The organism is Tabrizicola sp., from assembly GCF_030373185.1.
Classification (GTDB): Bacteria; Pseudomonadota; Alphaproteobacteria; order Rhodobacterales; family Rhodobacteraceae; genus Tabrizicola.
Genome location: NZ_JAUCZH010000005.1, coordinates 220475 through 233505, shown reverse-complemented (window position 1 = coordinate 233505; position 13031 = coordinate 220475). Strand labels below are relative to the sequence as shown.

Sequence of the window (13031 nt, the reverse complement as noted above, 5' to 3'; positions counted from 1 at the left end):
CTCCTTATACCGCTTTGGCTTTGTAGGTGGTGTCCTCGGCGATCCGGGCCGATTTGCCGCGACGCGTGCGCAGGTAGTAAAGCTTGGCACGACGGACGCGGCCACGACGGACCACTTCGATACTGTCGATGTTGGTCGAATAGAGGGGGAACACCCGCTCCACGCCTTCACCAAAGGAAATCTTGCGCACGGTGAACGAGGCGGCGATGGTCGCCCCCCCCTTGCGGCCGATGCAGACGCCTTCATAGGCCTGCACGCGCGAACGGGTGCCTTCGGTCACTTTGTAGCCGACGCGGATGGTATCACCGGCCTTGAAGTCCGGGATTTTCTTGCCAAGCGCAGCAATCTGCTCGGCCTCGATCTGGGCGATAAGGTTCATCGCTGGTCTCTCCTATGCTCGCGGTTTTTTCCGCGAAGTGATGCCGCCCTAGAGCTCTTGGTCTTCATTCGGGTCCCTACCATGCGCCGCACAGTAAGCCCGCCAGAGATCAGGCCTGCGTTCCTTTGTCAGCCTTTCGGCCATTGCCTTCCGCCAGGTGGCGATATTCGCGTGATGGCCCGATTGAAGCACTTCGGGTATCGCGCGGCCTTGCCAGTCGGTCGGCCGAGTGTATTGGGGAAACTCCAACAGGCCCTCCGAAAAGGATTCCTCCTCGGTGGACTGCTGATTCCCAAGCACGCGGGGTATAAGGCGGACTGTCGCATCAATCAAGGCGGTTGCGGCAATCTCTCCGCCGGTCAGGACGAAATCGCCAAGGCTGATCTCTTCGACCTGATGGTGGTCAAGCACACGCTGGTCAACACCCTCGAAACGGCCGCACAGAAGGGTGATGCCATCGGCGGCGGCAAGGCGTCGGGCCGTGGCCTGATCAAAGGGCTTGCCGCGCGGGGAAAGGTAGATGACGGGCCAGCGGACGCGGTCCGCGGGCGTGCCTTCATTGGCTGCGGTCAGCGCGGCACCCACCACATCGGGACGCAGGACCATGCCCGCGCCACCCCCGGCGGGTGTGTCATCGACGTTTTGATGTTTGCCAATGCCAAAGGGCCTCAGATCAATGGTTTCCAGACGCCACAGCCCGAAATCCAGTGCCTTGCCAGTCAGCGACAGACCAAGTGTGCCGGGAAACGCCTCGGGCAGAAGGGTGATGACCTTGGCCGTCCACGCCCCCCTTACGACGCGCGGTTCTTCCAGAAGATCGCGCGGCTTCAGGCTGGCCCGGATGGACAGCCGACCATGGCTTTTCTGGCTGCCTGGGCTTTTTTCTGGTTCGACGGGGTCTGACATGCGACGCACTTAGCCGGAAACGCCGCGACGCGAAAGCCCTGCGCGGTCAGGCGTGGCCGGCAGCAGGCTGGGCAACCCTGTCACGCATTGGTCCCGCCAGTTCAGGTTGTGCCTCAAGTGCCTGTTCAACCGCCCGGGCCAAGGCATTCAGCCCGTCGCACAGGTCCGCGCGCAGGTGGGCGGGCAGATCCGACTGCGGGTCGGCACCCGGTCCGGAAGCGGCGGCCAGCCGCAATTGGGCCGGCGCGGGAAACCCGCCAGCGCGGTTCGGAAAAGCGGCAATCAGCGCCAATGCACGCGGCACATAGAACCACAGAAGATCGGCATTCCGGTTGGCAATGGCAAAGGCGCTTGCCATGGAGGTCGGCACTTGGCCGGGGGCAACGATTTCCGGCTCGGATGCCCAAAGGACAAGCGCCCTGCGCAAGGCGGCGTGGCTGCGGTCGGGATGGGCAAGCGCTGCGGCAAGCGCGGTCAGGCGAAGCTCTGCTCCAGTCGGGGCGCCAGACGCTGACATGACCCGTGATACTGCGGCCAGAACGTCGGCATCGGGCGCTTCGTCGGGCAGGTTCAGAAGCGGCACTATCGCCGAGGCCGCTTCGGCCAGCGCACGCGGGGCTAGGGCGGCAGCGGCCTCATCGTCCAGAAAGACGCCCCGGTCCGCAGCTTCGCGGGCGTCCCAAAGCATGCGGCACAGCGGGATGGCCAGAAACGACACGGCTAAGGGAAAGATCGGGTTTACCACCGGCAGAAAGCCAGCCACCGCGCCCAGCCCACGTCCAAGCGCCAGCAACAGGGTTACCAGCAGGATCTGAGACAGAAGCTGCGTAACCGCCGCCGCAATGGCCGAAACAGTCAGCCATTCCGAAGGCGTTCCGGGCCATTGTTCGGGCCGCAGGATGAACAGCCAGACCATGAATACAAGCACGAACGGGGCAACCATACCCCACCCCAACCCGCTGAGCCCGGCAAAGAGCGGGCCGATGTACAGAAGCGCCGTGGCCCCCTTGAGAAGTCGCAGACGGGTGGGCATCCCTATCCCCTTGTCGTTCTGGCAACCCCGGGGGCGAAAGCCAGTAATCTAGTCGGATTCCTCTGGCAGATCGACAATCAGACGACCCGCCGCAAGATCTACATTAGGCACGATTGCCTTGGTAAAGGGCAAAAGCAGGGCCGATTTGTGACGGATGGAGGATATTTCGATAATGTCCCCGGCCCCGTGGTTGTGGACTGCCAGCACTTTTCCCAATACCTCGCCCCCGGTATCGACGGCATCCAGACCGATCAGATCGGCATGATAGAACTCGTCGTCGGGCAACGAGGGCAGCCGGGAGCGGTCGACGAAAAGGCTGGTGCCGCGCAAGGCGTCGGCCTCATCCTTGGTGGCGACCCCGGCAATGCGGGCGCCCAAGCCACCGGCGACAGGGCGGGTCAGTGTAACGCGGAACTGTCGGCTGCCATCTTCCGACCAAAGCGGGCCATAGCTGGCGATGTCTTCCGGCACGGTGCAGAAGGATTTCAGCCGCACCTCGCCCGTCACGCCAAAAGCGCCAGATATGGCCCCGATGCAGATACGGTCGGTCATCAGCGCCTCTCCATCCACAAGTTTGCCGATCGGGTTTCCCAACCGGCGGTTTCCAACTCTGGCACCAGACTTTCGGCCTCGGGCCAGCCGATGCAGAGATAGCCGATCAGCCGCCAGTCTTGCGGGACGTCAAGGTCGTGTGCAAGCAGATCGGGATCAAGGATCGACACCCAGCCCACACCCAACCCCTCGGCCCGCGCGGCAAGCCAGAGATGGGTGATCGCCCCCACAACAGAATAGGCGCGGGTTTCCGGCATGGTGGCCGCGCCAAGACCTGCACCCTTTGGCCCGGCCTCATCACAGAAAACCGCAAGCTGAACAGGGGCATCGGTCATGCCCGACAGTTTCAGATCGGCATAGATCTTCGCACGGTCGCCGTCGTAACCGGCAAGGGCAGCCGCGTTGGCAGTGCGAAAATTGGTCAGGCAAAGACCGCGCGCGTTCGCTGTTTCCACGCGGATGATCCGCCAAGGCTCGCTCAACCCGACAGACGGGGCAAGGCAAAAGGCAACGAGGCAGCGGTCAATGACCGCCGCCTCGACAGGATCGGTGCGGAACCGGCGCACGTCGCGCCGCCAGCGCATCAATTCGATCAGGTCCGACCGGAAGGCCGGACCAAAACGATCCACCATTGCAGGCGCGATTATTCGGCTGCCGGCTCGGCGGCGCGGGCGGCTTTCTTGGCGGCACGCTCGGCCATTGCCTTGCCGGGGGTGCCGGACTTCAGGTTGGCGCGGGCGGTTTTCGGGCGGGCGCCGGCGGCTTCCAGCATGCGGGCGATCCGGTCGGTGGGCTGCGCGCCCTGGCCAAGCCAGTACTGCACGCGCTCAAGGTTCATGACGACGCGCTTTTCATCGTCCTTGGCCAGAAGCGGGTTATAGGTGCCAAGCTTTTCCAGAAAGCGGCCATCACGCGGCATGCGGCTGTCGGTGGCAACGATCGAATAGAACGGACGCTTTTTCGAGCCGCCACGGGCCAGACGGATTTTCATGGACATCGGTAGTCTCCTTGGTTTGGTTGAAACCGGGCAAGCCCCGGTTATTTTTGCAGTTTCTCGTGATGCCTGATGACTTCACTGATGATGAAGGTCAGGAATTTCTTGGCAAGGCCGGGGTCAAGGTTGGCCTCTTGCGCCAGTTGGTCCAGCCGCGCCATCTGCCGGGCCTCGCGGTCGGGGTCTGACGGCGGCAGGTCATGTTCGGCCTTGAGCCGCCCCACCGCCTGCGTCTGCTTGAAGCGTTCGGCAAGCGTGTAGACGAGGATCGCGTCGAGCCGGTCGATCGACTCGCGGTGTTCCTTGAGCAGCGCGGCAGCTTTGGTTGCGGCGTCCATCAGGCCCCCTATTCCATCGTCTTCATGGTGTCTTGCCCACGTCTTCCATCCGTCTCTACGCGCGTAGAGACGCGATGTTGCGCAACGGCCCGGTGCGCCCAGACCTGGGCGCCGTCAAAATCGCCCGCGCGAACCGCGCCAAGCCGTTCCGCCACCCGGATCGAGGGCGCGTTCGTCGGGTCGATGTAGCTGACCAGTTCCGGCAGGGCGAGCGTGTCAAGCGCATGGGCGCGGGCGGCGGTGGCGGCCTCAAGCGCGTAGCCCTTGCCGCGCGCTTCGGGCAGGAACATCCAGCCAAGTTCGGGCGCCTGGTCGCCGGGCTCGAAGCCAAGCGGGACGAAGCCCAGAACCTGTCCAGCGTGATCGGTCACGGTCCAAAGCCCATGCCCGCGCAGAAGCCACAGCCCGCAGGTGGCCGCGAATTCGGTATAGGCCTCATCCTCGGTATGGGGGCCGCCAAGGTGGCCCTCGGTGTCCGGCACCATGATGGCGATCCAGAAGGGCGCATCTTCCAGCACGGGCGCGCGCAGGATGCAGCGGTCGGTCCGCAGCTTGGGCAGCGCGGCGCGCAGGGACGCGGCGAAGGCGGCGGCGGGGCCGGTGGAGGGGTTTTCCCAGGCGCGGATCATGCGATCGCCCCGCGCACATGGCGCCAGACCTGCGTGTCGTCGCCGTAGGGGTTCGGCGCGGCCCGGTCGCGCACCGCGCCCAGCCGGGCCGCAAGGGCTTGCGAGCGCAGGTTGGCGGGGTCGATGTAGCTGACCGCAGTGGCCCAGCCGAGCGCGGAAAAGGCATGGTCGCGGGCGGCCTTTGCCGCCTCGAAGGCATAGCCCTGCCCTTCCAGCGCGGGATCCCACAGCGTCCAGGTCAGTTCGTGTTCGGGATGGCCTTCGGGGAAGAAGGGGCCGAAATGGCCAATGGCGCGGCCTTGCAGGGTGGCAACAAGGCGACCGAAGCCGCGCAAGACCCAATGGCCGAAGAAGGCCGCAAAATGGGTCCAGGCTTCGCCTTCGGCCATGGGCGAGGTCGAGGTCGAGCGGGCCGACAGGCGATAGGCGCGGTAGGCCGGCCAGTCGCTATCCTGAGGGCGGCGCAGGGTCAGGCGGGCGGTGTCGATCATGCTGCCGCCTCCGGTGCCGGATGGCGGTAGATGTGATAAGTACCCCTGTCATCGGTCAGCGTCTGTTCCCGGCTGGCACCAAGCTGCTGAACCAGCGCCTCGGACCGGGCGTTCGTCACGTCGATGTAGCTGATCGGCGCCTGGGCCGAGATGCGTGCGTGATAGTCGGCGCGGGCGGCAAGGGCGGCCTCATGGGCGAAACCGCGACCCTCGAACCCATCATAGAGGTGCCAGGCGAGTTCCGGTTCGTCCCAGCCGTCGTGATAGATCACGCCGACGCGACCGATGAAGTCGCCGTCCCTGCTATCGACCGAGAAGAACCCGTAGCCGCGCAGCGCCCAGTGGCCGATATTGGCCAGAAGCCCGCGCCAGACCTGCTGCCGGGGGCCGCCACCACCGACAAAGCCCGCGCGGGGGCTGTCGTTGAAGGCCAGCATGGCGGTAAAGTCCGCCTCATGCGGGGGGCGCAGGATCAGGCGGTCGGTCGTCAGGGTCGGGATCGGCAGCGGGAAGGCGTAGGTCATGCCAGCCTCCGCAGATCATGGCGGATCACTACGTCGCCGGGGTCGATGCCGGGAAGCGTGGGATCGATCACCCCGCCAAGCCGAAGGCCAAGCGCGATGGACCGGGTGTTGGCGGGCTCGATGATATTGGTGATGTGGGGCCAGTCGAAGGTGGCGGACACCCAGTCCAGCACGGTGGCGGCAGCCTCGGCCGCAACGCCCTTGCCTTCGGCAGCCGGCACAACGAACCAGCCAAGCTCGGGAGCGGGGTAGCCTTCGCCGTGGTAAAGGCCGACCTCGCCCAGATAGTTCCCCGTCGTGCGGTCATCGACGCCAAAAGGCCCGTAGCCCTTCAGCGTCCACAGCGCGACGTCGGCGGCCCAATGCTGCCAGGCGGCAACCCGGTCTTTCGGACCGCCTTCGTGGACCGAACGAGGAGAGGCAAAGAAATCTGCCCATGCGTCAAAGTCGGACAGCCGGGGCGCACGCAGGTGCAGACGCCCGGTCTCCAGGACCGGAACGGCATCTGCAATCTGGCGCGCAACGGGCTGCATCACTTCTTCCGCATCAGCCCGGAAAGCCCCGCGGGCAGGGTCATCCCGCGCGGCATGCCACCCATGCCGGGGGGCAGGCCGCCCATGCCGCCCATGCCTTGCTGCATGCCCTTGGCGGCTTCGGCCAGCTGTTCGGGCGTCATCTTCGACGGGTCGGGCATGCCGCCCTTGCCCATCATCGACTTGAGCGCCTGTTTCATCATGCCGCCCTTGCCCATCTTCTTCATCATGTCCGCCATCTGCTTGTGCTGTTTCAGCAGACGGTTGAGGTCAGACACATCAAGCCCCGCACCGGCAGCGATACGCTTCTTGCGAGAGGCGGCCAGAAGATCGGGATTCGCGCGTTCCTTCTTGGTCATGGAGTTGATCAGGGCAATCTGGCGCGACAGCATCTTGTCGTTCAGCCCTGCCTCGGCGGCCTGGGCCTGCATCTTGCCCATGCCGGGCATCATGCCCATCAGGCCTTGCATGCCGCCCATCTTGATCATCTGTTCCAGCTGCATCTTCAGGTCGTTCATGTTGAACAGACCCTTGGCAAAGCGCTTGGCCATGCGTTCGGCCTGTTCGGCCTCGAAGGTTTCCTGCGCCTTTTCGACAAGGGCAACGATGTCACCCATGCCAAGGATGCGGCCCGCGACGCGTTCAGCCTCGAAGGTTTCCAGCGCGTCCATCTTTTCGCCAAGGCCGACAAAGCGGATCGGCTTGCCGGTGACGGCGCGCATGGAAAGAGCGGCACCGCCGCGACCGTCGCCGTCCATCCGGGTCAGGACGACGCCGGAAATGCCGACCTTGCCGTCAAACTCGGTGGCAACGTTGACGGCGTCCTGCCCGGTCAGGCCATCGACCACCAGAAGCGTCTCACGCGGCTGGGCGATGTCACGGACGGATTGAATCTCGTCCATGAGCACTTCGTCGATGTGCAGACGGCCGGCGGTATCAAGGAACACCACGTCATAGCCGCCAAGGCTGGCCTGGGTCTTGGCGCGCTTTGCGATCTGAACCGCGGTTTCGCCCTTGACGATGGGCAGGCTGTCAACACCGATCTGGGTGCCAAGGATCGCCAACTGCTCCATCGCGGCGGGGCGGTTGGTGTCCAAGGAGGCCAGAAGAACCTTCTTGCCGTTGCGTTCCTTCAGCCGCTTGGCCAGCTTTGCGGTCGTCGTGGTCTTGCCCGACCCTTGCAGACCCACCATCAGGATCGTCGCGGGCGGATTGTCGATCTTCAGCGCTTCGGGGTCGCCGTCACCAGCAAGCACGCGGATCAACTCGTCATGGACGATCTTGACGACCATCTGGCCGGGGGTGATCGACTTGGTGACGGCGGCGCCGGTGGCCTTGTCCTGCACCCGCTTGATGAAATCACGCGCGACTGGCAGCGAAACGTCCGCCTCCAGCAATGCCACGCGCACTTCGCGCAGCGCGGTGATGACGTCAGCCTCAGACAGCGCGCCGGCCTTGGTGAGACGGTCGAACACGCCACCAAGGCGTTCTGACAGGCTTTCGAACATCGCGTCACCCTTTCGTTTCGGTTGCCCCCATATGGGGGCGCGGAGCCTTGATGCAAAGCCGGACAGCACCCGTGGGCGCAACGCGCTGACGGATGGCGATCCCGGGAAATGCCCAAGGGACCGGAAGCAGATGCCTCCGGGGAATTGCGGGGCGGATACGCTGATCGGGCAGGAGAGTCAATGACGCCGGCAATTCACCTTGCCCCGACCGTTTGCCGTCGTCAGTGCTTCCGGCGTCTAGCCCGGATCGAGGTCGCCAACAGGACGAGCATGGCGAGGACCGAAACCACAGCTCCAATCACTTCGCTTGGACGATACCTGAGCGAGACGTGTACCGGCTCCCGATCAAAACCTCCTGCCGGTGCGATGATGTCAAGCGTGCCGAAAACCGGATTGGGCCGGGTTTCAAGTGCGGTTCCAGAGGAATTCGAAGCGGTCCAGAGCGACCAGTACTGGACGGGAAGCGGCATGACCTTGGCATCCCGAGGCCCGACAGCCGTCAGTGATCTGGTCCCGGTCCTCAGGATGTTTACCTCTGGATGGGTACGCGCGAATTCCGTTGCCATGTCCGCGATGCTTCTGGCCACGGCCCCTTGGTCGAAATGGTCAAGCTCGGGCAGGTCCAGACGGCGGCGCAAGGCCTCGTTCATCTCGGGGCTCAGGTATTCGATGGCGGCGAACCCGTCATGGTACTGTGTCTCTGGCAAGGCTTGATCCATGGAAAGCTTGACCTGTTTGGTCAGATAAGCCGTGGGCAAGACCGCCGCGATCAGGGCCGCCGACAGGACGAACCGGCCCACTCTGCTGGCCGCGCTATTCAATAGAACGGCAGCCGAGATGCCAGCGGCAAAATCCACGAAGATCATCATCCGCCACGGGAACTGCGCCTTTGAAATGATCCAGTTGCGCCAGATCGGCTCGCTTGGTGCGGTGTTCAGAAACAGGGCGAGCGTGGTGGGAACAAGTATCCACACCAGGAGCGGGCCGCGTGCAAACAGGGAAGATCCGAGAACCAGAGGAGCGCACGCGAGAAAGGCTATGGAAACGGTAAGGGCGAAATGCTCGTTCGGTGTCTCTGCGCCGTAAGCATAAAGCCAGCGCCAGGCTTCGAAATACGGGTCGAACAGCACGTGCGGCGACACGGTGTCCAGAAGCACCACGGCCGGAAGCCAGTAGAAGCTGGCCAGCGCCAATCCAAGCATCGCCGGCCAGGCGAACCCTGCCAGAAGCCGAAGCTTGCCAATCCAGCCACCGTCCGCCCGCGCCACCAGCACAAGGACGAGCAGTCCGAAGACGTGGGCCGCAAGAAGTGTCGTCGGAAGGTGGCTAAGCGCTGTACCCGCGACGCCAAGGGTCAGGGCCGCGGTGCCGCGTTCGCCTTTTCGAATCTGGTCAATTCCCAGAGCTACCAGTGGGATGAATGCGTAAGCCGCGAACTCTCCTGCTGCCTGCCTCAAGAACCAGTCCAGCAGAAGATGGTATGGCATCAGGACGTAAAAGGTCGCACCGAAAGCCGCAGGTCGACTATCGAAGAAACGTCGCAAGAAGGCGAACATGGCAAAGCCGGAAGCGACGAGAAGGATCGATGATCCCACGGCAAATTCCGTGGTTGACCCACACCTTGGGCAGAGCGGATCGACGAAGACCGCGACGAACCAGAACGGCAAGGGCGCATAGAAGAAGAAATCGTGGCCACCGAAGCCAGCCCACAGCCCGGGCAGGTTTCTGGGAAAGGGTTCCGTCCAGGAAAGCGCTTCGGAATACTGGATTGTCCAAGCGTGGTTGAAGGAGCCGCTATTGCTTGGTGGCAAACCGACTGCAACGAGCAGCAAGATCGTGCAGCACGACACGATGCCTGTCAGAACGATGGTCTTCATGCGCAATCGCATCCTTGGGCAATAGTCCGAAGCTGGCCTCGTTGCAGTTATACACGTCCCTTGCGGCAAAGCGATCCGGCCGAAATCAGGTTCGGATCGACGGTGGTAGGGACCGAACCGTCACACGACCGGGCGTCCGTCCGAAAGCACCGCGCCCCTCTGACGCAATCTGGTGGTCCAGTGCCGCCTTGCGCTGCCGACCGTGATGCAGTTTCTTCAGGGTGCATACAATGGAGGCGACATGGAGAACTGGGACGAGATCCGCACCGCCTATCAGGTGGCCCGCATGGGAACCGTTTCAGGCGCAGCCGAGGTTCTGGGCGTGCACCACGCGACGGTGATCCGCCATATCGACGCGCTGGAAAAGCGTTTGGGAACAAAGCTATTCCAGCGCCATGCCCGGGGCTACACCGCGACCGAAGCGGGCCGCGACCTTCTGGCCGTGGCGCAAACCACCGAAGAGCAGTTCGCCCACCTTGCCAGCCGGATCAAGGGCCATGGCGAAACCGTCTCGGGCGAGTTGGTCGTCACCTCGATCGCGGGGATTTCCGATCTTCTGACGCCAGTCATGGTCAGCTTTCAGCAACAATGGCCCGAGGTGCGGGTGCGGTTCCTGACCGACATGCGGGTGTTCCGGCTGGATTATGGCGAGGCGCATGTCGCGATCCGGGCCGGAAGCGGGGCCGAGGAACCCGACAACGTGGTTCAACCGCTGGCGCGGATCAAGACCGGGCTTTATGCGGCGCAATCCTATGTCGACCGCTTCGGCAAGCCGGCATCAGAGGCCGAGTTCGAGGGGCATCGCTTTATCTGCTCGGACAGCGAAACCACGCGGGCGCCGTTCTACCGCTGGCTTCGGGCGACCGTCCAGGCCGACCAGATCGCCTATGCGGCAACCGAACCGGCCGCGCTGGAAGAGGCCGTGCGCCAGGGGGCCGGAATCGGCTTCGTGTCGGCCTTTCGCGCCGCCGCCGCGCCCGGGCTGGTCGAGATCCTGCCGTCGCGCATCGAATGGGAGGCGCCGCTTCGGATCGTCACTCATGTAGACCTGCATCGCACCCGCAAGGTTCAGGCTTTCCTGACGCATCTGAAGAACGCCGCGAAGGACTGGAAGGCCTGCGGCTGAACAGCGGACCAACCGGCCGCAGCCCGACTAGCGCGTCCGGGTCAGGGCAAAGATCCCCGACCCGACGATCAGCCCCGCGCCGACCCATGTCGCGGCATCGGGGCGTTCCCCGAAAAGCGCCATGGCAAGGATCATCGCAAAGACCAGCCGGGTATACCGGAACGGGGTAACTGCCGAGACCTCGCCCGTGCGCATCGCGTAGGTCAGGGAATGATAGCCAAGCATGCCGAAGACCGCGCCGCCGGCCAGATAGAGACTTCCGTCCGGCCCCGGCAGGACCGCCCCCCCGCTGACAGCCAGCAGGATGGCCCCGGCAACCGCCAGCATCGCAAAGCCAAGGCAGCCAAGCTGGCGGTTCGACAGTCCGCGTGGCGCGGCGCGGGTGGCAAGGTCGCGCCCGGCAAAGCCGAGAAGACCGACCACGGCCAGAAGCGAGAGCATGGCGAAATCCGCCCCCGGCCGCAGGATCACCATGACCCCCGCAAAGCCCACCAGCACCGCAAGCCACCGCTGCAAGCCGACCTTTTCGCCAAAGACCAGCGCCGCGCCCGCAACCACGACAAGCGGGGTCGCCTGAAGGAGTGCCGAGGTCGTGGACAGCGCGGTCAGGGTGATCGCAAGGCCGTAGAACAGCCGGCCCACCACCTCGAAGCCGGACCGGATCAACATGGGACCGGACAGGAAGGCCGCAGGCAGAACGGCCTCGCCCTTGCGGCGGGCCATGGTGGCGAAGGTGACAACCCCGGCCAGCCCGATGACAAGCAGCACCTGCCCCAGCGGCATGGAGCGGGCAGCGGCCTTCACGAAGACATCCTCGACCGCGAAACCCGCCATCGAGGCCGTCATGAAAAGCGCGCCGCGCTGGTTGTCGGTCAGGGCCAAGGGCTCCTCCTCAGGCTCGTCGTGTTTTCGTCGGGGGTCTGTGCGACGAGTGCGCGAAGTGCTCGACGAGCCGCGGTGACAGCAGGGTCACCGCGCGCCCCAGGTGTCGGACAGCCGGTAGCCTTGCGGCCAGGGATCGGCAGGGTCCAGCATGTGCTGGTGCGTCCCGGTGATCCAGGCCCGCCCCGAAATCTCGGGCAGGATAGCGTCCAGATGGCCGACCTTCGCGGCCCCGACGATCCGCCCCTCGAACTGCCCTCCGATCAGGGAATAGGCCCGCAAGACCTCGCCCGGGCCGATCTGGCCGCGTGCCGCGAGGATCGCCAGCCGGGCCGAAACCGCCGTGCCGGTGGGGGAGCGGTCGATCTTGCCCGGGCGGACCGAAACGGCGTGTTTCGTCTCCCAGCCGTCCGCCACGCGGGTCAGGGGGCCTGCGAAGAGGCAGAATGAGAAATGCCGCCAGTCGGGATTTTCGGGGTGGGAAAAGCCAAGCTGAGCGTCGGCCGCCGTGGTGATCTGCACGCCCAGCTTCGCCATCGCATGCGCGTCTTCGGGCGCATGGGTGAAGCCCAGCGCCTCGGCATCGACCACGACGAAACTGTCGGCGCCGTAGGCGGTGTCCACGGTCAGGCGCCCAAGGCCCGGCACATCAAGCGGCACCGCCAGCCGGTCGGCGAAGGACGGCAGGTTGCGGACATGGATACGCTCGGCCTTGCCGTTCCGGCAATCGGCCCGCACCGTCACCAGCCCGCCGGGGGCTTCGAGGGCCATCTCGGTCACGGGCTCGGTCATCGGGATGATTCCACTATCCAGAAGAACCGTCGCCACGCAGATCGAGTTCGACCCCGACATCGGCGGGTTGTCCTCGGGCTCCATGATGATGAAGCCCATCTGGGCGCGCGGGTCTTTCGGCGGTACCAGCAGGTTGACGTGGCGGAACACACCGCCGCGCGGTTCGTTCAGCACGAAGTTGCGCAGGGTCTGGTCGCGCCACAGCGCCTCGCGCATCTCCCACAGCGTCGCGCCGGGCGGCGGGGCAACACCGCCGACGATGACATCGCCGACCTCGCCCTCGGCATGGGCGGAAATGACATGGATGGTTTTGGAACTGCGCATCGTGGCCTCCGTTGCGGGGGCAAGGTGCGCGGGCGGGGCGGAAATGACAAGCCGTCGCGAAGGGGGTCCGTCCGGTCCCCGTCCGACCCCTGTCCGGGCGGTGTTCGTTCGGCCGAAAGACACCTTTGCCTGCCGTCGGCCCG

At 64.7% G+C, this 13031-nt stretch carries 16 protein-coding genes; 1 reads left to right on the top strand and 15 read right to left on the bottom strand.

Annotation, left to right across the window (positions count from 1 at the left end; translation table 11 throughout):
- Positions 1-4 precede the first annotated feature (4 nt).
- From rplS to QUV21_RS12130, 13 genes are all read right to left on the bottom strand, one after another.
- On the bottom strand, positions 5-379 hold the full coding sequence (gene rplS, locus QUV21_RS12190) for a 50S ribosomal protein L19 (RefSeq protein ID WP_300855242.1): 375 nt from the start codon (positions 377-379) through the stop codon (positions 5-7).
- Between the two features lie 48 nt (positions 380-427).
- On the bottom strand, positions 428-1285 hold the full coding sequence (gene trmD / locus QUV21_RS12185) for a tRNA (guanosine(37)-N1)-methyltransferase TrmD (RefSeq protein WP_300855241.1): 858 nt from the start codon (positions 1283-1285) through the stop codon (positions 428-430).
- Positions 1286-1331: 46 nt separating this feature from the next.
- A complete protein-coding gene (locus QUV21_RS12180) occupies positions 1332-2318 on the bottom strand; it encodes a hypothetical protein (protein ID WP_300855240.1) in 987 nt (328 codons plus the stop codon).
- A gap of 48 nt (positions 2319-2366) precedes the next feature.
- Positions 2367-2870, bottom strand: a complete 504-nt coding sequence (gene rimM, locus QUV21_RS12175) for a ribosome maturation factor RimM (RefSeq protein ID WP_300855239.1) — start codon at positions 2868-2870, stop codon at positions 2367-2369.
- Positions 2870-3502, bottom strand: coding sequence for a 5,6-dimethylbenzimidazole synthase (bluB, locus tag QUV21_RS12170; protein ID WP_300855236.1), 633 nt, complete (start codon positions 3500-3502; stop codon positions 2870-2872). The genes rimM and bluB overlap by 1 nt, the downstream gene beginning before the upstream one ends.
- A gap of 11 nt (positions 3503-3513) precedes the next feature.
- Positions 3514-3867, bottom strand: a complete 354-nt coding sequence (gene rpsP, locus QUV21_RS12165) for a 30S ribosomal protein S16 (RefSeq protein WP_300855235.1) — start codon at positions 3865-3867, stop codon at positions 3514-3516.
- 41 nt (positions 3868-3908) lie between these two features.
- The gene (locus QUV21_RS12160; RefSeq protein ID WP_300855312.1) at positions 3909-4205 is read right to left on the bottom strand and encodes a chorismate mutase; all 297 of its coding nucleotides are present in this window, start codon (positions 4203-4205) and stop codon (positions 3909-3911) included.
- Positions 4206-4210: 5 nt separating this feature from the next.
- Entirely contained in the window at positions 4211-4831 is a 621-nt protein-coding gene (locus QUV21_RS12155; protein WP_300855234.1) for a GNAT family N-acetyltransferase, read from the bottom strand.
- A complete protein-coding gene (locus QUV21_RS12150; protein ID WP_300855232.1) occupies positions 4828-5322 on the bottom strand; it encodes a GNAT family N-acetyltransferase in 495 nt (164 codons plus the stop codon). The genes QUV21_RS12155 and QUV21_RS12150 overlap by 4 nt, the downstream gene beginning before the upstream one ends.
- Positions 5319-5846: a GNAT family N-acetyltransferase gene (locus QUV21_RS12145; protein ID WP_300855231.1), complete on the bottom strand. Its 528-nt coding sequence runs from the start codon at positions 5844-5846 to the stop codon at positions 5319-5321. The genes QUV21_RS12150 and QUV21_RS12145 overlap by 4 nt, the downstream gene beginning before the upstream one ends.
- Positions 5843-6379 (bottom strand): GNAT family N-acetyltransferase, encoded by a 537-nt coding sequence (locus tag QUV21_RS12140; protein ID WP_300855229.1) that lies wholly within the window; start codon positions 6377-6379, stop codon positions 5843-5845. The genes QUV21_RS12145 and QUV21_RS12140 overlap by 4 nt, the downstream gene beginning before the upstream one ends.
- A complete protein-coding gene (gene ffh, locus QUV21_RS12135; RefSeq protein ID WP_300855228.1) occupies positions 6379-7887 on the bottom strand; it encodes a signal recognition particle protein in 1509 nt (502 codons plus the stop codon). The genes QUV21_RS12140 and ffh overlap by 1 nt, the downstream gene beginning before the upstream one ends.
- Before the next feature lie 221 nt (positions 7888-8108).
- Complete coding sequence (locus QUV21_RS12130) at positions 8109-9764, bottom strand: hypothetical protein (RefSeq protein WP_300855227.1); 1656 nt, start codon at positions 9762-9764, stop codon at positions 8109-8111.
- Between the two features lie 241 nt (positions 9765-10005).
- On the opposite strand from QUV21_RS12130, the gene QUV21_RS12125 reads away from it, so the two are divergent.
- Positions 10006-10890 (top strand): LysR family transcriptional regulator, encoded by an 885-nt coding sequence (locus QUV21_RS12125; protein WP_300855226.1) that lies wholly within the window; start codon positions 10006-10008, stop codon positions 10888-10890.
- 27 nt (positions 10891-10917) lie between these two features.
- Here QUV21_RS12125 and QUV21_RS12120 read toward each other — a convergent pair whose 3' ends face one another.
- Together QUV21_RS12120 and QUV21_RS12115 are read right to left on the bottom strand one after the other, a co-directional pair.
- The gene (locus QUV21_RS12120; RefSeq protein WP_300855225.1) at positions 10918-11772 is read right to left on the bottom strand and encodes a DMT family transporter; all 855 of its coding nucleotides are present in this window, start codon (positions 11770-11772) and stop codon (positions 10918-10920) included.
- An 87-nt stretch (positions 11773-11859) separates the two neighbouring features.
- Complete coding sequence (locus tag QUV21_RS12115; RefSeq protein WP_300855222.1) at positions 11860-12888, bottom strand: proline racemase family protein; 1029 nt, start codon at positions 12886-12888, stop codon at positions 11860-11862.
- Positions 12889-13031 lie beyond the last annotated feature (143 nt).